The 19,565-nt window shown below is 51.5% G+C and carries 18 protein-coding genes, 1 tRNA gene and 1 pseudogene; 9 read left to right on the top strand and 11 right to left on the bottom strand.

Annotation, left to right across the window (positions count from 1 at the left end):
• Positions 1 to 54: 54 nt before the first annotated feature.
• Positions 55 to 558 (bottom strand): autoinducer binding domain-containing protein, encoded by a 504-nt coding sequence (locus tag AB1E42_RS09395; RefSeq protein WP_368343986.1) that lies wholly within the window; start codon positions 556 to 558, stop codon positions 55 to 57.
• A gap of 136 nt (positions 559 to 694) precedes the next feature.
• Here AB1E42_RS09395 and AB1E42_RS09390 point away from each other — a divergent pair, with 136 nt between their 5' ends.
• Positions 695 to 1,306 (top strand): helix-turn-helix transcriptional regulator, encoded by a 612-nt coding sequence (locus tag AB1E42_RS09390; RefSeq protein WP_368343985.1) that lies wholly within the window; start codon positions 695 to 697, stop codon positions 1,304 to 1,306.
• 44 nt (positions 1,307 to 1,350) lie between these two features.
• Here AB1E42_RS09390 and purB read toward each other — a convergent pair whose 3' ends face one another.
• Positions 1,351 to 2,655 (bottom strand): adenylosuccinate lyase, encoded by a 1,305-nt coding sequence (gene purB / locus AB1E42_RS09385; protein ID WP_368343984.1) that lies wholly within the window; start codon positions 2,653 to 2,655, stop codon positions 1,351 to 1,353.
• Between the two features lie 26 nt (positions 2,656 to 2,681).
• Between purB and AB1E42_RS09380 the strand changes: the two genes are divergently transcribed.
• The 3 genes and pseudogenes from AB1E42_RS09380 to queC all read left to right on the top strand — a co-directional run bounded on the left by AB1E42_RS09380 (position 2,682) and on the right by queC (position 4,675).
• Entirely contained in the window at positions 2,682 to 3,224 is a 543-nt protein-coding gene (locus tag AB1E42_RS09380) for a DUF6314 family protein (protein WP_368343983.1), read from the top strand.
• 73 nt (positions 3,225 to 3,297) lie between these two features.
• Complete coding sequence (locus AB1E42_RS09375) at positions 3,298 to 3,903, top strand: biotin transporter BioY (RefSeq protein ID WP_368343982.1); 606 nt, start codon at positions 3,298 to 3,300, stop codon at positions 3,901 to 3,903.
• A gap of 66 nt (positions 3,904 to 3,969) precedes the next feature.
• Positions 3,970 to 4,675 (top strand): annotated as a pseudogene (gene queC, locus AB1E42_RS09370) (7-cyano-7-deazaguanine synthase QueC).
• Here queC and trpE read toward each other — a convergent pair.
• The 5 genes from trpE to fabI all read right to left on the bottom strand — a co-directional run bounded on the left by trpE (position 4,672) and on the right by fabI (position 10,146).
• The gene (gene trpE / locus AB1E42_RS09365; protein ID WP_368343981.1) at positions 4,672 to 6,186 is read right to left on the bottom strand and encodes an anthranilate synthase component I; all 1,515 of its coding nucleotides are present in this window, start codon (positions 6,184 to 6,186) and stop codon (positions 4,672 to 4,674) included. The pseudogene queC and the gene trpE overlap by 4 nt on opposite strands.
• A 7-nt stretch (positions 6,187 to 6,193) precedes the next feature.
• Positions 6,194 to 8,035, bottom strand: a complete 1,842-nt coding sequence (locus AB1E42_RS09360) for a SurA N-terminal domain-containing protein (RefSeq protein WP_368343980.1) — start codon at positions 8,033 to 8,035, stop codon at positions 6,194 to 6,196.
• Between the two features lie 169 nt (positions 8,036 to 8,204).
• Positions 8,205 to 8,708, bottom strand: coding sequence for a xanthine phosphoribosyltransferase (gene gpt, locus AB1E42_RS09355; RefSeq protein ID WP_368343979.1), 504 nt, complete (start codon positions 8,706 to 8,708; stop codon positions 8,205 to 8,207).
• A gap of 12 nt (positions 8,709 to 8,720) precedes the next feature.
• Positions 8,721 to 9,335 (bottom strand): LysE family translocator, encoded by a 615-nt coding sequence (locus tag AB1E42_RS09350; protein ID WP_368343978.1) that lies wholly within the window; start codon positions 9,333 to 9,335, stop codon positions 8,721 to 8,723.
• 7 nt (positions 9,336 to 9,342) lie between these two features.
• Positions 9,343 to 10,146: an enoyl-ACP reductase FabI gene (gene fabI, locus AB1E42_RS09345; RefSeq protein ID WP_368343977.1), complete on the bottom strand. Its 804-nt coding sequence runs from the start codon at positions 10,144 to 10,146 to the stop codon at positions 9,343 to 9,345.
• Between the two features lie 114 nt (positions 10,147 to 10,260).
• Between fabI and pdxH the strand changes: the two genes are divergently transcribed.
• The 5 genes from pdxH to AB1E42_RS09320 all read left to right on the top strand — a co-directional run bounded on the left by pdxH (position 10,261) and on the right by AB1E42_RS09320 (position 16,116).
• Entirely contained in the window at positions 10,261 to 10,866 is a 606-nt protein-coding gene (pdxH, locus tag AB1E42_RS09340; protein ID WP_368346400.1) for a pyridoxamine 5'-phosphate oxidase, read from the top strand.
• 108 nt (positions 10,867 to 10,974) lie between these two features.
• A complete protein-coding gene (locus AB1E42_RS09335) occupies positions 10,975 to 11,508 on the top strand; it encodes a cold-shock protein (RefSeq protein ID WP_368343976.1) in 534 nt (177 codons plus the stop codon).
• 158 nt (positions 11,509 to 11,666) lie between these two features.
• Positions 11,667 to 11,972, top strand: a complete 306-nt coding sequence (locus tag AB1E42_RS09330; protein ID WP_368343975.1) for a DUF192 domain-containing protein — start codon at positions 11,667 to 11,669, stop codon at positions 11,970 to 11,972.
• Between the two features lie 40 nt (positions 11,973 to 12,012).
• A tRNA-Pro gene (locus tag AB1E42_RS09325) sits at positions 12,013 to 12,089 on the top strand.
• 403 nt (positions 12,090 to 12,492) lie between these two features.
• Complete coding sequence (locus AB1E42_RS09320) at positions 12,493 to 16,116, top strand: vitamin B12-dependent ribonucleotide reductase (protein ID WP_368343974.1); 3,624 nt, start codon at positions 12,493 to 12,495, stop codon at positions 16,114 to 16,116.
• A 116-nt stretch (positions 16,117 to 16,232) separates the two neighbouring features.
• On the opposite strand, the gene AB1E42_RS09315 is transcribed toward AB1E42_RS09320, so the two are convergent.
• The 4 genes from AB1E42_RS09315 to AB1E42_RS09300 all read right to left on the bottom strand — a co-directional run bounded on the left by AB1E42_RS09315 (position 16,233) and on the right by AB1E42_RS09300 (position 19,529).
• On the bottom strand, positions 16,233 to 16,721 hold the full coding sequence (locus AB1E42_RS09315) for an acyl-CoA thioesterase (RefSeq protein ID WP_368343973.1): 489 nt from the start codon (positions 16,719 to 16,721) through the stop codon (positions 16,233 to 16,235).
• Positions 16,722 to 16,840: 119 nt separating this feature from the next.
• Entirely contained in the window at positions 16,841 to 18,115 is a 1,275-nt protein-coding gene (gene eno / locus AB1E42_RS09310; protein ID WP_368343972.1) for a phosphopyruvate hydratase, read from the bottom strand.
• A 40-nt stretch (positions 18,116 to 18,155) separates the two neighbouring features.
• On the bottom strand, positions 18,156 to 19,049 hold the full coding sequence (locus AB1E42_RS09305) for a DMT family transporter (RefSeq protein ID WP_368343971.1): 894 nt from the start codon (positions 19,047 to 19,049) through the stop codon (positions 18,156 to 18,158).
• A gap of 66 nt (positions 19,050 to 19,115) precedes the next feature.
• Positions 19,116 to 19,529 carry a Fur family transcriptional regulator gene (locus tag AB1E42_RS09300; RefSeq protein ID WP_368343970.1) on the bottom strand — a complete coding sequence of 138 codons (414 nt, stop codon included), beginning with the start codon at positions 19,527 to 19,529 and terminating at the stop codon, positions 19,116 to 19,118.
• Between the last annotated feature and the right edge of the window lie 36 nt (positions 19,530 to 19,565).

Genomic DNA, 19,565 nt, shown 5'->3' with positions numbered 1-19,565 from the left:
ACTCTCCCCCTTCGATATCTCTGGAGTCTTAACAAGCAGCTTACAGCCGTATCGTTAGTGAAGTTGTTGGTCGCTACGACTAAGCCGCACCGAAAGCTCCCGCAGTGAAGTTATCATTTCATCGGGCATCTGTTCCAAAGCGTCTGTAATTTCGTGAATTCTCGACAGTAATTCCAAAAGTTCGTCACATTCCCCGTTTGTGAACTCTCGATCAGAGCGGGCAAAACCGCCGAGTGAATGATTATCTGAACCATGAACGGATGCCACCACACCGTAGTGCAGTCCGTGGCTCGCAGCTCGTTTCAACGTATTTTTGTTGTCGTGATCTTCAGAAAATTCGGACCAACGTTTCCATCCTGTTGAAGACACGGCCCAAATGACGGTTGGGTCAAAAACAAGGAGACCTTCTCGTGCGTATTCCTCTGCCCACGATCTGGCGTAGGTTTGTATCAGGAACCGAGGTGAATGAAGCGATATATTGAGTCCAAGTGCGTAACCTTCGGGACACAGGATGCTCAGCCTCTCCATTATTGTATGGATTACAGTTTTTGTTGACATAAGCTCCGTCAAACTCCCTCGCAGGTTGAGAAGCTAGTCAAATTTACTAATGTTTTACAATAAGGCTTTTTTCGACTTAGTGTTGTCTTTAGGTTAGGTCAGGATCGCATAGGGCGAAAGACAGCGAACAGGTTTCATGATTACGGCGACTGCATCAAAACGGTTTCATCTGCTGGCGCCAGCAGGGTATCACATTGCTCTACGGGTCGGGTTTGCTTTCCCCTTGGAAGACGTGAACAAGCTCCCGGAGCAGTGGGTGCAGCACTATATGACGAACCGTTTCGTGCTGACTGATCCCGTCTTGCGTTGGAATTATGCGAATACCGGCACGATAAGGTGGTCAGAGATAGATAGCGTCGATGACGAGAACAACGTCATTGATCAAGCTGCACTATTTGGAATGCGCTTTGGAGCTGCTGTCTCCGTCGCGGATGGAGGTAATAGTGCCCAAAGGTCTTTTGGAATGTTTTCAAGACCCGACAGGGAGTTTACGCGCGATGAATTGGCACTTCTGTTTGAGGGCGTGAGCCAACTACACGATCAGATGGCCCCCCCACAGAATTTGACCTGTGCCGAGTTGGAGGCCGTGCGGATGTTGCGTGACGGGTTGCGTCTGAAGCAAATTGCTTTCGAATTGGAGATTTCCGAAGGTGCTGTAAAACAACGCCTCAAGAATGCTAAGGGAAAGCTCGGCGCAACAACCAGTGTTCAGGCTGCCTCCTTGGCTGAGAATTATGGATTAATCTAGCCGAGTAAAGAATTTGGCTCTTTGCTCGGCTTTTGATCGGAGTGTTATGCTCCGAACACTCTCGAAAATATCGTCTCGACGTGTTTGGTATGGTAACCAAGATCAAACTTTTCGTTGATTTCTTCGGCGCTCAGAGCTTGGGTGACGTCAGGATCGGCAAGTAATTGTTCGCGAAAATCCGCCCCTTCTTCCCACACCTTCATCGCGTTTCTTTGTACAAGACGATAGGCATCTTCACGGCTGACGCCCGCCTGAGTGAGAGCGAGCAGAACGCGCTGTGACATCACAAGACCTTTGAATTTGTTCATGTTGGCCAGCATCGTTTCTGGGTAAATTACCAAGTTTTCAACGACTCCTGCCAAACGGTTGAGCGCAAAATCCAACGTCACAGTCGCGTCCGGCGCTATGCCCCTTTCGACGGACGAATGCGAGATATCTCTCTCATGCCAGAGAGCTACATTTTCCATGGCTGGTATGACTGTCATCCGCACGAGCCGGGAGAGGCCCGTGAGGTTTTCGGTCAGAACTGGGTTTCTCTTATGCGGCATCGCTGAAGAACCTTTTTGCCCTTTGGAGAAGAACTCCTCGGCCTCAAGTACTTCAGTTCGTTGCATATGGCGGATTTCGATTGCGACATTCTCAATTGATGACGCAATCACGCCGAGTGTTGCGAAAAACATCGCATGTCTGTCGCGCGGAATAACCTGTGTGGAAATTGGTTCCGGTTCCAGCCCTAGTTTACGACAGACGTGCTCTTCTACGAATGGATCAATATTGGCGAAAGTGCCAACCGCCCCTGAGATGGCACCAGTAGCGACTTCCTTCCGCGCATTTTGGAGACGGGCTTTATTTCGATCCATCTCAGCGTAGAAGCGCGCGAATGTGAGCCCCATCGTTGTTGGTTCGGCGTGAATTCCATGCGAGCGTCCGATACGCACGGTTTCCTTGTGTTCGAACGCGCGCTTCTTCAGCGCAGCAAGGAGCCGGTCCATATCGGCGAGCAGTATATCGGCTGCACGGACCAACTGAATGTTGAGCGTCGTATCCAGAACATCTGACGATGTCATCCCTTGGTGGACAAAGCGGGCTTCTTCGTTGCCAATGATTTCTGCCAGATGGGTAAGGAATGCGATCACATCGTGTTTGGTAACAGCTTCGATTTCATCAATCCGCTCAACGTCGAAAGTTGTACTCTGAGCAGTCCATACAGCTTTTGCGTTTGCTTCAGGGATCACTCCTAGCTGAGCCTGTGCATCGCAGGCATGTGCTTCGATCTCGTACCATATTCTGAACTTCGTAGCGGGTTCCCAGATTTGCGTCATTTCAGAGCGAGCGTAGCGCGGTATCATCAGAATACTTTCTTTTTTCGAGTGGTATGGCTTGGCTTAGCTTGGCTATACGCGGCAGAAAAAAAAGGGACAAGCGTTGTGCCGGATTTTCCGTTGATATAGAGATCTCGGTCGAAGGCTTTTCTGCGATTAAGAGCGAACTCGTGCACCTCTTTGGACAACATGACTTTGTCGGCGACTGGCGCATTGAGCGCCGGATACACGACAGGATGCTTAATCATGAGGTACGCTTCACTGGTCTTGCTCGCTTCACTGACCAAGGGTTCAATACATTGGGTTACGTCGAAACTGGCGAGCTTTTCATACCCGATCAGAAGTCAATCACCGCGACTCGTGAATATCGCTGGAGCTTTGTTGAAGGAGAAGTTTTTGTCTCCTATTCCGACGGTTCGCCATTTCATTCTTTTCACCCGAGCTCCGAGAGTTGGGGGGCGAGGCATCTCTGTGGGCCTGATGTCTATGACGTCAAATATGACTTTCGTAAATGGAGGAAATGGACAATGACATGGGAGGTCAAAGGTCCACGAAAGGATTATCGGTCGATTTCCGTATTCGACGCGCATAGTTGATTGCGCAACCAGACTTGCCTCCGCGATGTTTGTGAGGCAAGAAAACGGAAACATATCAGAAAGGGAGCGTCCAATGACCCTCGCACTTAACGAAAAAGTCCTCATCGATGTTTTAGGCCCGTCTCAAGGTGTTGGACTTCGCGTCAAACAAGTAGCTTTGATCGTTGTGGGTATTCTGGCGCTCGCGATTGCGGCCAAAATCAAGGTGCCGATGTGGCCTGTACCGATCACGATGGGAACTTTCGCGGTTTTAACGCTTGGGGTCGCTTACGGGCCTCGCCTTGGGCTTGTAACGGTGGCGGCATACCTTTTGGTGGGCGCTCTTGGTTTTGACGTTTTTGCAAGTTCATCGGCAGAGGCCAGTGGCCTTGCATACATGATGGGAGGCACAGGTGGCTATTTGGTCGGTTATGCCCTAGCGACAGTTGCACTGGGTATGGCGGCTAGAAATGGCTGGGACCGTACTTTCTCGGGCACCGCGTTGAGCCTAGTTGGTGCTAATGCCCTCATTTACCTCCCTGGCCTTGCATGGCTTGCGGTTTTGTACAGCGAGGCGTCTTTTGGTCAGATCTTGTCTTGGGGTCTCACTCCTTTCTTGATCGGCGACGCGTTGAAAATTGGGCTAGCCGCACTTCTTATCCCCGGCATTTGGAAGTTGGTAGGCCACGCCAGAGGCTAACTAGAAAGATATAATTATATTGAAGGCGCAAGCATTTGCTTGCGCCTCTTTATTTTGGGGGCACCGATGAAAACTTTGGTCGTATGTTCTGGTGGTTTGGACTCCGTTTGTCTGGCGCACCTCATTGCTGAAAACTTCGAACTTTCGGGGATTATTTCGTTCGATTACGGACAAAGGCATAGCAAAGAACTGGAATTCGCGGCTGCTACGGCAGATCGACTCGGGTGCTCGTTTGATCGTGTTGATTTCAACGGTTTGGGGGCGCTGCTGTCGGGGTCCGCCCTGACCGGCGATTTGGAGGTACCTGACGGCCGTTATGAACAAGACAACATGCAGGCAACCGTAGTACCTAATCGCAACGCGATCATGCTGACAGTAGCCTTTGGCGCTGCATCGGCGCGAGGGCTTGATGCCGTCGCTATTGCCGTGCACGGCGGTGACCATTTCATCTACCCAGACTGCCGCCCCGCGTTTTTGTCAAGTTTTCAGATGATGCAGAATGAGGCGTTAGGAGAGTGTTCCTCGGTAAAGCTGTATGCTCCATTTGCTGAGCAAAGTAAGGCGGATATTGTCTTGCAAGGACACCAATTTGGGGTTCCCTTCGATCGCACTTGGTCTTGCTACAAAGGGCTAGAAAGGCATTGCGGCCGGTGCGGAACCTGCATTGAGCGACGGGAAGCCTTCCATATCGCACAGGTCGTCGATCCAACCGAATATCTGACCTGACTTCTGGCGTTCAGTTTCCAAAGAGAGCGCTGAGCGTACCGACTAGTTCTGTGTCAAACCATCGTCGAACATTGAAGCTTCTTCCGCAGCGCGTCTGATCGCATTGGACTTGTGAACTGTTTCCATAAATTCTGCTTCGGGATCACTGTCGAAAACAACGCCCCCACCAGCTTGGATGTACAGATTGCCATCTTTTAGAACAGCGGTGCGAAGGGCGATACACATATCCATATCGCCGTTTGCAGAGAAATAACCGACACCGCCTCCATAAACGCCGCGCTTCTCCGGCTCGAGCTCGTCTATTATTTCCATCGCGCGCACTTTCGGTGCTCCGGAGACTGTACCAGCAGGCATTCCCGCAAAAAACGCTGAGAGAGCATCGTGCTCTGGAGCAAGCTTGCCGACGACGTTTGAGACGATATGCATTACATGGCTGTATCGTTCGATTACAAATTCTTCGGTCGGCTTGACTGTCCCAATCTCCGCTACCCGGCCGACATCATTCCGGCCCAGATCCAGAAGCATGAGGTGTTCCGCGAGTTCTTTATTGTCAGCAAGTAATTCTCGCTCGTTTTCGAGGTCTTCTTGTGGGGTCTTTCCACGGGGGCGGGTGCCGGCAATTGGGCGAATGGTTATCTCGTCTCCGAAAACCCGTACCAGAATCTCGGGGCTGGCGCCGATAACCTGAAAGTCACCAAAATTGAAATAGAACATAAAGGGTGACGGATTGGTTCGTCTGAGTGACCGGTAAAGCGAGAAGGGTGGGGATTGAAAGTCTTGTGTCCACCTTTGTGCGGGCACGACCTGAAATATATCTCCTGCTCGAATATAGTCTTTCGCACGTTCGACTGCGGCGATGTATTCGTCTTTCGCAAAATTCGAAGTGGTGAGCGAACTGTCGCTCGTTTTCTTCAGTTCGCGGCCGGAGGAAGGAAGCGGTTTCTCAAGTGATTTTTGCGCCTCTTTCACTCTTTGGCATGCTTCCTCATATGCGATGTCGGCATCAGCCTCTTGGCTCGCCCAGACGGGTGCCACAACGATTACGTCACCCTTTACGCCATCGACTACTGCGATGATCGAAGGGCGAAGAAATATTCCGTCTGGAACTCCGATAGGGTCAGGATTTGCACTGGGGATATTTTCTACCAAGCGAATAGTGTCGTATCCGAGATATCCAAAAAGACCGGCAGACGCTGCTGGGAGGTCGTCGGGTAGCGTCATGCTGCATTCGGCAAGCAATTTTCTGAATGCTTCCAGAGGATGGTCGTCTTCGGCTAGGAAGTCTTCCAAATCTTTCTGTGCATTACGATTAATCTCAGAAGTTGTCCCATTGCACCGCCATATTAAATCAGGGTTCGTCCCGATGATTGAATATCGGCCGCGCACTTCTCCCCCTGTTACACTTTCGAGCATGAAAGCATTCTGTCCAGCGGCAGAAAGCTTCAACATGATCGAGACCGGCGTGTCCAAATCTGCCGCAAGGCGCGTGAATACGACCTGATTTTGGCCCCCAGAGTAGGCAGTGGCGAATTCGTCAAATGATGGCTGAAGTGACATTGGCGACCTACTGGAAATTGGCGTGAACGGCACGAACAGCGGCTTCATCAATTCGGATATCAGCCTCTCTTCTAAGCGCGGAGGTCGTGCGCTCGAAAAGATCTTGCGCAACCGAATTCGCTTGTCGGTCTGCCAAAGTGCGGGCCAATGTCTGTACGTCTGGGTCTTCAAGGTCCGGAGCAGCAACCCCGTCGACCCGTACAATTATGTGACTGTCGCCAGCGTTGATGACAAATGCTTCACCTAATTCAGCGGCGAATACCTCAGTGACAAACTCAGGGGGTGTTCCGGGAACAAAGCTTCGTCTTGTGAGATCGGCTTCTTGGTTTGCATTCAGACCGAAGCTTTCGAAGTTGGAGAGAGGCAGTATTTGTTCTACCAGTTCCGACGCCTTCTTGGCGATGGCACTTTGCAATTCCGCTACGACCCATTTCTCCGATATTTCTTCTTGAATCTCGTCAAAATTTTTCATTTTGGGCGCAATCACCTGATCTACTCTCAGAAGAAAAATTCCGCCATCTGACAGGTCTTCGATGTCGGGGTAATCACCAGGTTCGGTCGTTTCGGCAACGGTGCGGAAACTATCATATTTTGCAGGACCGTCGGTGCTTCCTTCGCTCCACACGAGTGTCCCGATTTCCATCGGAGTGCGCTCGGAGATATCTTCAAGTTTTGCACCACCAGCGAGGAGGTCCAAGATTGCTTCTCGCTCTTGATCGATAAGCCGCACCGCGCGCGACATGGCTATCTCGCTTTCTAATTGTTCTGCGACTTCCTCAAGAGACTGACTCTGGGCGTCGATGATTGCATTGACTCTGAATATGGCGCTGCCGAGGTCAGTTTCGATCGGTGGAGTAATGCCCTGAAGGTCGGTGGCAAATACAACTTCTCCTGCAGCGCCAAGATCACCCTGAGTAATATCCCCTAGGTCAATGTCTGACAGTGAGAGGCCTCTCTCCATGACAAGTTCTTCGAAAGTGAGATCATCAGAAGTCAAACGCTCAAAAGCGGTGTTTGCCTCTTCCATATCGAAAAAGACTAGCCGTTCGACAATTCTTTTTTCTGGTTGGTTAAATTCGTCAAACCGTTCCTGATAGAGCGCTGCGACGCTTTGAGCGTCGACATCAAGACTGCTCTGCAGCATATCAGGCGTTAGAATCGCGTAAGTTATTTCGCGCGCCTCTGGGGCCATAAACTGATCAGGGTTCTCATCATAGAAGGTCTGCAGATCCGTTCCGCTAGGTTGGGCAGGGGGCTCATCCAAAGAGCCCGCATCTAGTTCGGCCCAAGTGACAGTTCTGCGTTCCCCCGCAAATTCGATCAACAGTGAGCGATAGGTTTCCGACGTGGGTACGTTCGCCAGCAAGGCTGCCTGAAGAATTGTCCGTGAGATTTCATCCCTCAGCGAGGTTTCGAAGCTTTCTTCGCTCTCACCCATGCGGTCTAAGGCATCACGATAAGTTTCGCGACTGAAGTTCCCGCTCAGGTCTTGGAAGCCAGCGATGGTGAGGATCTGATCGCGAACATTTTGATCCCCGACGGAGAGGCCGAACTTGTTGTTTTGGTCATCCAGTACGCGCTCAAGTATCAGCTGATCCAAGACAAGCCTGTCCAAACCAAACTGTTGCGCTTGGACGAAGCTAATCGAGCTACCGGCTTGGGCCTCAAATGCGCGAAGTTGGCTAGAAAGTTCGCGTGCATAACGATTTATGGAGATTTCTTGGCCGGCAACGGTTCCGACCGATCTGACATTTCCTGTCAGTCCCGTTGCGCCGAAGCCAACCAAACCGAAGAAGAGCAATCCCATTATGATCCAAAGAAAAATCTTTCCGCCTGTCTTCTTTGCCATCTTGATGCCTTGCTCTTTCTTAATGTTGATCGGCCTACATCACCGCAGCACTTGAATATGCGGCCCCGACGTTAATCGCAAGCGCCGCAACGGTGTTTTGCAGCCCCGAAAAGGCTACGAGAAAATCAGAAAATCTCTGTGCTACCGAAGTTGTCGCGAGTATTATTGGTCAGTCGTTGCCGCGATATGGCTCAACGTATTGTAAGGCCATATCCCAAGGGAAGAAGATCCATGTGTCCTGACTTACGCCCGTAATGAATGTATCAACCATCGGTTCACCCTTGGGTTTTGCATAGACGGTCGCAAAGTGAGCTTTGGGATAAAGTTGGCGGACAAGCTCCAACGTCTTGCCGGTATCCACAAGGTCATCGACAATCAGGATACCTTCGCCATCACCCATCATGTCTTTGTCAGGTGATTTCAGTACCTCGGCCTTTGTCTGGTTCTGGTAGTCGTAACTTTTTACGCTGATCGTATCAACGGTTCGAATTCCCAGTTCTCGGCTGACGATCATCGCCGGTGCCATACCACCACGGGTGATTGCCACAACGGCCTTCCATTCACCGTTGTTCGGGCCTCGTCCATCAAGACGCCAAGCAAGCGCACGGCTGTCTCTATGAATTTGATCCCAACTTACATGAAAGCCCTTTTCATGAGGGAGACGGTCAGCCATTGAAACCTCCAGCTAGCTAGATACGAGCCGAATGCTCAATATCGCGAGGACACCCGCAAACACTCGGTCAAATGTTGTTTTCATTTTTAGGTAAATCCGTTGAGCGCGGGGGAGCGAGAAGACCCGTGCAACAATGATATACCATCCTGTTTCATTGATGAATACAGCCGAGACAATCGCCGCCAGCCAAGGTAATGGTGCGTCGGTCGGAACGAGGCCCGCAAACACTGCTCCAAAGAAAACCGCCGGTTTTGGGTTTGTCGCAAAGACCCAAAATCCTAGCCGGAATGCTTCAAATTTCGTTCTGCTCGCGCGTGAGATTCTCTGCATTTCGACTGGTTCGGTCGCCGAAAACCACATGCGAATGGCCAGATAGAAAAGAAATCCGGCACCAGTGATTTTCAAAGCGTGGTGAATCCCAGGGACCAATTCAAAAATAAGTGAAATGCCTGCTAACGCGACCGTGGCCCAGAGCAGCGCGCCCAAACCGAACCCTACAGCGAGGGCGACACCGTATTGGAAACCTTGTGTCGCCGCGGAGCGAGCGGAGACAACAAAAGATGGCCCGGGGCTTATTGCAGCCGCCAGATGGATGAGTACGATTGCCCAGAACGCTGCGAGCGACACCAGAGAACTACTTGTTCATGTCAGGCGCATCGACGGCCTTCATCCCGACGACGTGATAGCCTGCGTCGACGTGATGGGTTTCGCCAGTAACGCCGGATGAGAGATCCGAGAGCAGATAGAGTGCGGATTTCCCCACCTCCTCAATTGAAACGTTCTTTCGAAGGGGCGAATTATACTCGTTCCATTTGAGGATATAGCGGAAATCCCCGATTCCGGATGCAGCCAAAGTTTTGATCGGCCCCGCCGAAATGGCGTTCACGCGAATACCATCCTTTCCGAGATCTTCTGCTAAATACCGGACAGATGCTTCTAAAGCAGCTTTTGCGACCCCCATCACATTGTAATGAGGCATGACCCGTTCGGCGCCGTAGTAAGTCAGTGTTACGCAAGACCCTCCGTCTGTCATAAGCCGCTCTGCCCGCTTTACAACGGCGGTAAATGAATAGACGGAAATGTCCATCGAAGTGAGAAAGTTCTGGCGACTGGTGTCGACGTAACGGCCGCGAAGCTCATTCTTATCCGAAAACCCAATAGCATGGACGACGAAATCTAGACGCCCCCAGACTTTTTCCAGCCCTTCGAAGAGGGCGTCGATGCTTTCCATGTCAGCCACATCACATGGCAGCACGAGATCAGAACCAACGCTGCTGGCCAGAGGTTCCACACGTTTCTTCAACGCTTCGCCTTGATAGGAGAACGCAAGTTCAGCACCAGCATCTGCGCAGGCTTTCGCAATACCCCATGCGATTGACTTGTCATTCGCTAGCCCCATTATTAGGCCACGTTTTCCGTGCATCAGACCTGCTGACATTGATGTCCCCTTTGCCGTGTTGGCGATATTTCGTTCCGGTTTAGGCGATTGACAGAAATGCATCAAGTCCAAGAGGCTATCGGGATTTTGGTGCTTTTGTTTGGAGACACAGAATTGGCTGACAGAACAGGTATATTTTCGGGCGACGACCCTTTCGAGATTTCTCGAAATTGGCTCTCGGAAGCAGAAAAATCCGAACTAAACGACCCGAATGCGATGGCGCTTGCCAGCGTTGATCGAGACGATTTGCCAAATGTACGAATGGTGCTCCTAAAAGTTATCACCGATGAAGCTTTCGTCTTCTATACCAACTACGGCAGTCAAAAAGCCCAAGAGCTTGATGCAAACGGGAAAGCCGCCTTGGTGTTGCACTGGAAGAGCATGCGTCGACAGTTGCGGGTAAGGGGAGTGGTGACGAAAGAGGATGGTCCTGCTGCTGACGAGTATTTTAGATCGCGCTCGCTCAAAAGCCGGCTCGGCGCTTGGGCATCGCGGCAATCCGAGCCACTTAAGTCGCGGTCGAGTCTGATTGCTGAGGTTGCAAAAATTTCCACTCAGAAAGGCCTCAACCCTGAGCGACCTCCCTTTTGGGGGGGGTACAAGATTATTCCTCTTGAGTTTGAATTCTGGGCAGATGGTGAGTTTCGGCTTCACGATCGCTTCCGGTGGAAGAGATCAGATCCGTCGGAAAATTGGGAGATCTGTCGTTTGAATCCCTAGTGTCGATACCTGAAATTCTTTTTTTGATGGGAATTACCTTGCAATTTCTGGCGCGGACGTTTTTTTCTGTGTCTGTAGAGCAGGTCCATGCTGCTCAGAGGGACAGTTATGACAACCGAAAATCAATCGGATGCGGCTCGCATCGAGGGTACGGTTAAGTGGTTTGATCCTGGTAAAGGATTTGGGTTTGTAATTGCGGATGACTCATCAGAGGACATCCTTCTTCACGCGAATGTTCTGCGCAACTTTGGCCAGAGCTCTGTTTGCGATGGGGCTGCTATCGTTTTGGTAGCAAAGTTTACCGAGAGGGGAATGCAGGCGACCGAAATACTCGATATCAAACGTCCTCCTGAGCAGGATGGCTCCTCTGGTATCGATGATTTGGCTCAATTGTCGGAAGACGTTTATCGAGATACGCAACTTCAGCCAGCGCGTGTGAAGTGGTTTGATAAAACCAAAGGTTTTGGTTTTGGCAATGTCTTCGGCAATCAAGAGGATATCTTCATTCATATTGAAGTATTGCGCAGATCTGGGCTGGCTGATTTGCAGCCGGGTGAAGCCGTCGCAATGAGGGTTATCGATGGCAACCGCGGCAAAATGGCTATTGAGGTTCTAGGGTGGGAATTCGCATCCATCGGATAATCGCTGCGACTGCGATCTACGGGTTCGTTGTAGCGCAAGCTGCTGCAAAGGATGCGCGCACTTGCGATTTGGAGACTGTCGTTGTTCGCTCACAGGCAGGTGAAACCGCATATACCGTTCGTCTGGCTGATACCCCCGAGACCCGTGCCCGGGGTTTGATGTATGTGCAGAATATGCCTGCAAATGAAGGTATGCTCTTTGTATACTCCGAGCCGCAAACGGCGCGGTTCTGGATGAAGAACACCTACATCCCGTTGGATATGGTTTTTGCTGGGCGTGACGGAACTGTTCGGCACATTCACGAAAAAGCAGTGCCGCATGATGAAACAGTAATTGACGGTGGAACTGACGTCCTCGGGGTGCTTGAGCTCAACGCCGGAGAAGTTGAAAAGTTGCAGTTGGCGCCCGGGGATTTATTGCTTCACCCTGCGTTCACTTCAAATTACTCGGAAGATTGCGATTAAGTCTTTTCAATTCTGGCGCTGGCCCTTAAGGAAGCCTCGTCGGGGCGTAGCGCAGCCTGGTAGCGCGACGGTTTTGGGTACCGTAGGTCGGAGGTTCGAATCCTCTCGCCCCGACCATCACCCCCTCCCTCATCTGAAATAGCAAAAAATTGGCGGTTATCGGTTGCTGACATCGCACAGCTTGCACGTTTGCCGTGTGTTCATGGATTGCACTGAATCAACGGCCATCGATTTTTGCTGGTTTTTGTTGGGGTCAAGATTTTTTTCCCAAATATAGACCAAAAAACCCGTTGACCCACTATACCTAGTTGGGCGATGTTGTGCGGGCCGATCGAAAGTCTACAATATTTGGTATCACGACGGCGCAGGGGCGAATCCCGTTTTGTTGTCGAGCGCGAGTTTTGCGTTCGTCACTCGTGCATGAGTACGGGCGGTTCTTCCTGCGTGGGTCAAAGGTATCGGCGCTGTTTAGGCCCAACTGGGTCTGTGAGTTGGGAAGCCAATAAAGAGGCGAATCGAGATGAAAATTGAACGTATCTTCACAAAGTCCGGGCAGGATGCATACGCGGACATCGAGTTCCGAACTGTATCGTCAGAGATTCGCAATCCAGATGGTACGATCGTCTTCAAATTAGACGAATGCGAAGTCCCGCAAAAATGGAGCCAAGTGGCGTCTGATGTCATTGCTCAAAAGTATTTTCGGAAGGCCGGCGTCCCAACAGCTGTCAAGAAAGTCAAAGAAAAGGGCGTTCCGGAGTTTCTATGGCGATCGGTTCCGGCTGAAGGCGCAGAGCTCTGCGGAGAAACTTCGGCGAAGCAGGTTTTTGATCGCTTGGCGGGCGCTTGGGCCTATTGGGGCTGGAAGGGCGGCTATTTCTCTTCAGAAGAAGACGCGCGCGCCTATTTTGACGAAATGCGCTTCATGCTTGCTACGCAACGCGCGGCACCTAACAGCCCGCAGTGGTTCAACACGGGTCTGCATTGGGCATATGGCATAGATGGTCCGGCACAAGGTCACCATTATGTTGACTACAAAACCGGCAAACTCGTTAAGTCCAATAGTGCGTATGAGCATCCGCAGCCGCATGCATGTTTCATCCAGTCGGTCGCTGACGATTTGGTCAATGACGGCGGCATTATGGATCTCTGGGTGCGCGAGGCGCGTTTGTTTAAGTACGGGTCGGGAACCGGAACAAACTTTTCGAGCTTGCGCGGTGAAGGAGAAAACCTCTCCGGTGGAGGCAAATCCTCTGGCCTGATGGGTTTCCTTAAGATCGGTGACCGCGCTGCTGGCGCTATCAAGTCTGGTGGTACGACCCGCCGTGCGGCGAAAATGGTCATCGTTGATGCTGATCACCCCGATATTGAAGATTTCATCAACTGGAAGGTTATCGAAGAGCAAAAAGTGGCATCGATTGTCGCCGGTTCAAAGATGCACGAGCTACGGCTGAACGGTATCTTCTCTGCGATCAAAAGCTGGGATGGCACTCTTGAGCATGCCGCTGACCCAAACACGAATGCCAACTTGAAAGAGGCAATTCGCGAGGCAAAGCGTGTCGCAATCCCCGAAACATACATCAAGCGGGTACTTGACTATGCTAAGCAGGGCTATTCGAGCATTGAGTTCCCGACATATGACACAGACTGGGACTCCGAAGCTTACAACTCTGTTTCTGGCCAAAACTCCAATAACTCTATCCGAGTAACCGATTCTTTCTTGCAAGCGGTGCGCGATGATGCGGATTGGGAGTTGGTTAATCGCCGCGACGGCACAGTATCTAAGACGATCAAAGCGCGTGACCTTTGGGAACAGGTCGGTCACGCAGCTTGGGCCTGCGCGGATCCAGGTATCCAGTACCATGATACCGTGAACTCTTGGCACACCTGCCCAGAAGACGGTGAGATTCGCGGCTCCAACCCTTGCTCGGAGTACATGTTCCTCGACGATACTGCATGTAACCTTGCCTCGATGAATCTTCTTGCGTTCCACAAGGACGGTGAGTTCGCCGTTGACGACTATATGCACGCGACGCGGCTGTGGACGTTGACCCTCGAGATTTCGGTCATGATGGCTCAATTTCCATCGAAGGAAATTGCGCAGCGTTCATATGATTTCCGAACTCTCGGATTGGGTTATGCCAACATTGGCGGGCTCTTAATGAACATGGGACTCGGCTACGACAGTAATGAAGGTCGTGCGCTGGCCGGCGCGCTCACTGCGATCATGACTGGTGTGTCTTATGCAACATCGGCCGAGATTGCTGGCGAGCTGTCGCCGTTTGCAGGGTACGAGCGCAACAAGGAGCACATGTTGCGCGTGATCAGAAACCACAGGAATGCCGCATACGGCAAAACAAGTGGATACGAAGCGCTCGCTGTGAAGCCCGTGCCGCTGGATCAAAAGAACTGCCCTGATGCGCGTCTCGTCCAGATCGCGAAAGAAAGCTGGGACGAAGCCCTTCGTCTTGGTGAAAAGAACGGCTTCAGAAATGCCCAAGCCACAGTGATTGCGCCAACGGGTACCATTGGCTTGGTCATGGATTGTGATACCACGGGCATCGAACCTGATTTCGCCCTTGTGAAGTTCAAAAAACTTGCTGGCGGTGGGTACTTCAAGATTATCAACCGCTCCGTTCCTGCGGCGCTTGAGAAACTTGGATATCGCTCTTCCGAGATCGAAGAGATTGTCGCTTACGCCGTCGGCCATGGCAGCATCGGACAGGCACCCAGCATCAACCATACAGCGCTTCTAGGGCATGGTTTTGGGCAACGCGAACTGGACAAAGTCGAAGCGGCGCTAAAGTCGGCTTTTGATATCCGATTTGTGTTCAATCAATGGACACTAGGGGAGGATTTCTGCACCAAAACCTTGGGCATTCCGGCTGAAAAGCTTAATGATCCCACGTTCGATTTGCTTCGTCATCTTGGTTTCTCGAAGGCGGAAATCGACGCCGCCAACGATCATGTCTGCGGGACGATGACCCTTGAGGGCGCGCCGCATCTTGATCCGGAACATTACCACGTTTTCGATTGCGCAAATCCCTGCGGCAAACGCGGCAAGCGGTTCCTGAGTGTCGATAGTCATATCACCATGATGGCCGCCGCGCAGTCGTTCATCTCAGGCGCGATCTCCAAGACGATCAACATGCCCAATGACGCAACGATCGAGGACTGCCAGAAGGCCTATGAACTGTCATGGTCGCTGGGTGTTAAGGCTAATGCCCTGTATCGCGACGGATCGAAATTGAGCCAGCCTCTCGCAGCGGCTTTGGTCGAAGATGACGAGGAAGCGGCTGAAATCCTTGCATCGGGCTCGACGACTGCGAAGGCTGCCACATTGGCTGAAAAAGTTGTTGAGAAGATCATAGTCAAAGAGATCGTGCGTGCTCATCGGGAAAAACTTCCAGAACGTCGCAAAGGCTATACTCAAAAAGCCATTGTTGGGGGGCACAAGGTCTACCTCCGTACGGGTGAATATGGTGACGGATCGCTGGGCGAAATCTTTATCGATATGCACAAAGAGGGTGCCGGCTTCCGGGCGATGATGAATAACTTTGCCATCGCGGTGTCCGTCGGTCTTCAATACGGCGTTCCGTTGGAAGAATTTGTTGATGCCTTCACATTCACAAAATTCGAGCCTGCAGGCATGGTTCAAGGCAACGACTCGATCAAGAATGCGACTTCAATTCTTGACTATATTTTCCGTGAACTTGCCGTGTCTTATCTTGACCGCACCGACCTGGCACATGTGAAACCTGAGGGCGCGACCTTTGACGATATCGGCCGTGGCGAGGAAGAAGGTGTGTCCAACGTATCGGCACCGAGTGAGAATGCAGCATCGCGTTCACTCGAGGTACTGAAGCAGATTTCATCGACTGGCTATCTGCGAAAGCGCCTACCTCAAGAGTTGATGGTTTTACAAGGGAGCGTTGCAGCCGTTGAAACGGATCTTGGCGCCGCCGAAGTGGCTGCCAGCACAGTCGTTTCGACATCCACTGCGACGCTCGAGATGTCCGCAAGGGACAAGGCGAAGATGCAGGGATACGAAGGTGATCCGTGTGGAGACTGTGGAAACTACACATTGGTCCGCAACGGAACGTGTATGAAGTGCAACACCTGTGGTTCCACCTCGGGATGTAGCTAAAGGTCAGGTGCGGGTGCGCCCGCACCGCCGACGTTCAGGCCGCAGGCAGAAACACCGAGCGGTACATATAAGTGAGCCTGAACGGCGAAACTGAGGCGGCTTCTGCCGCCTCATTTTTATTGCGACGGCGTGAACCGAGCGCCATCAATTTCGGTTATTTTCTTCTTGAATTCATACGGTAGCGGCATTTTTTCATTGGTCGCCGGATCGAGCAGCACGACCACCCCGAGGTAGACCGTGCAACAACGGCCGTTGCTCCATATTTCATTTTGTATGGTGAACGACGTTCTTCTGTAGGCGATGGTTCGGCAGGTCACGACATACTCTTCGCCATGCTTCATCTCTTTGAGGTAATCTGTCTCACCCCTCCGAATGACCAGTAGCGGTTCCGTGCCGTCGAGCCGGTAATTCGAAAGGCCCCAGGCAGTGAAATACTGCACCCGAGCCGTTTCGAACCAGATCTGATAGGCAACATTGTTTACATGATTGAGTGGATCCAGTTCTGCGAACCTAACCTTGTCAGCAAATGCAAAAGGTGCCGGACGGCTTACGCCGAGTAACAATTGATCCTCTTCTGTTAGTTGGGTGAGAAATTGTTTGGTCATTTGCGTTCCGTTTATAGGGTCGATCCCTAAAATTAAGGTTCTTACAGCGGCAGTATGATCGAAAAAAAAGGGAGGCACCTGAACGCCCCCCTTCGATTGTTGATCATATTGGAAAGCGCTTACTTGAGGATCGAACGTCCGGCAAACTCTGCGCTGGTTCCGAGCATCTCTTCGATCCGAATGAGTTGGTTATATTTTGCGAGGCGATCCGAACGAGAAAGCGAACCTGTTTTGATCTGACCGCAATTAGTCGCTACGGCAAGGTCCGCGATCGTGGCATCCTCGGTTTCACCGGAGCGATGCGACATCACACAAGTGTATTTCGCACGATGGGCCAAATCGACGGCTTTAAGAGTTTCCGTTAAGGTGCCGATTTGATTTACTTTTACGAGTAGGGAGTTCCCAACTCCCTTACTAATTCCGTCTGCTAGGCGAACTGGGTTGGTTACAAACAGATCATCACCTACAAGCTGGATTTTGTCACCAAGCCGTTCCGTCAGAAGTTTCCAGCCATCCCAATCATCTTCTGAGCAGCCGTCTTCGATTGAAATGATAGGATAGGCGTTGCAAAGGCTCTCGAGGAAATCAACGTTCTCTTCCGGTGAGAGGCTGAGACCTTCGCCAGTCATCTCGTATACGCCGCCTTTGAAATATTCGGTCGATGCACAATCCAAAGCAAGGCAGATGTCGTCGCCTGGCTTGTAACCTGATTTTTCGATCGCCTTGAGAACAAAATCCAATGCATCACGCGTTGAGGCGAGCGCTGGTGCGAAGCCGCCTTCATCTCCGATACCCGTGGAGAAGCCGGCATTGGAGAGCTCTTTCTTAAGGGTGTGGAATACTTCCGCACCCATGCGAACTGCATCACGAATATTTTCCGCTGCAATGGGCATTATCATGAATTCTTGGATGTCGATGGGATTGTCGGCGTGCTCTCCACCATTGATGATGTTCATCATAGGAACTGGGAGAACGCGCGCCGAGGTGCCGCCAACATATCTGTAGAGGGGCTGCGCAGTGAACTCTGCGGCTGCTTTTGCAATAGCCATCGAAACGCCAAGAATTGCGTTTGCTCCAAGGCGGCTCTTATTCGACGTGCCATCAAGCTCGATCATAACTTCGTCGATTTCCACTTGCTCGGTCGCATCATTGCCAAGCAGGGCCTCGGCAATTTCACCGTTTACAGCCAAGACTGCATCCAGCACACCTTTGCCGCCATAACGCGATTTATCGCCGTCGCGCTTTTCTACCGCTTCATATGCACCAGTCGATGCTCCAGAAGGGACGGCGGCGCGACCGAATGTGCCGTCTTCGAGTGTCACGTCAACCTCAACCGTCGGATTGCCTCGGCTGTCCAAAATTTCGCGGGCGTGAATGTCGATGATAGTACTCATGTCTACTCCTGGAGCGTTGTGTTAGCGGTAACTGCGCGCGTTATACGTTGGTTCGCGGCGGATGAGAAGGTCGTTGGCGGAGCTGCGCTTCGCGGATGATGGTATAGAAGCCAGAGCCGACAATAAGAGCCGCACCGAAAAGCATGATGCCGTCCAATTTTTCGCTGAATATCATCGTGCCAATCAGAAGCCCGAACACGATGCGTGTGTAGCGAAATGGAGCCACAAACGATATTTCTCCAATCCGCATCGCTGCGACGATGCAATAGAATGCGGGAAGCGAAACCGCGATTGCCGCGAGAATATATATAATGGTTTCCTTGTTGGGCATTACCGGAGGCGTTTGTTGCGCGACCATTAGCATGGCCCCGAATGGAACAAACGCTAGAAGTGTAAAAACCGACAGCTGCAATGACCCCACTTTAGATTTGATCCGTCGCGTCACCAAGTCACGGCCTGCTTGGAATATGACCCCTAGGATCACGAGCAAAGCGGCGTTGTCGAATGTTGTTTCCCAAGGCCTTAGGACGATCAGCACACCTAGGAGGCCAAGCAGAATCGCTGTCCAACGGCGTCTTCCCACGACTTCACCAAAAAAGAGTGCTGCGCCCAATGTAACCAAGACCGGATTTGCTTGGATAATTGTTGTCATTAAGGAGATCGGAACAAAGGCTAGAGCAACAACAAACCCCGTGCTCGAAATCAGCTCAAAAATGGTCCTTAGCAGTACTAGTCTGTCGCTCAGGCTGCGATCAATCGGCGCCTCGCCGCGACTAATTATCAGGATGCTAAATGCGGCAGCGCCACCCAAGCCAATAAAAATAAATATCTGCCCTGCCGATAACGTTTCTCGCATCAGCTTGATGAACATATCTTCGAGGGCGAAACTGGCCATTGAGATGACCATGAGTAGAGCGCCACGCAGATTGTCCATTGGTAAGTCCGGTTTTGGGATGTGGATCTGTTACCGGCGCTCGATGCAAAGGTAAAGGGATCACTCCTAGGATTTCTTTTTACGTCTACCGTAGAGTTCTAGGCGGTGACCGATCAGATCAAAACCAAGCTTTTGCGCTATTTTTTCCTGCAGGTGCTCAATCTCGGCATCAACGAACTCAATAACTTCTCCGGTTTCAATGTCTATTAAATGATCGTGATGCTCACGATCCGCGGTTTCATATCGAGCCCGGCCGTCCCCGAATTCGTGTTTGTCGAGTATTCCTGTCTCTTCGAAGAGCTTGACGGTGCGATACACAGTGGCAAGTGAGATTTTGGCGTCAATTGAGCTTGCGCGACGATAGAGTTCCTCGACGTCGGGATGATCCAAAGACTCTTCCAAGACCGAAGCAATGGTTCGGCGCTGGTCTGTCATGCGCAGACCCTTGTCTTCGCACCTCGATAGAATGGTCCCTGTCATTGTCTCACCCTACAACCTCAAATCTGCCGGAAAAGA

The organism is Pelagovum sp. HNIBRBA483 (genome assembly GCF_040931995.1).
Classification (GTDB): Bacteria; Pseudomonadota; Alphaproteobacteria; order Rhodobacterales; family Rhodobacteraceae; genus JAEPMR01.
Note: the sequence above shows the minus strand (reverse complement) of the source record. Positions and strands in the feature narration are given on the sequence as shown.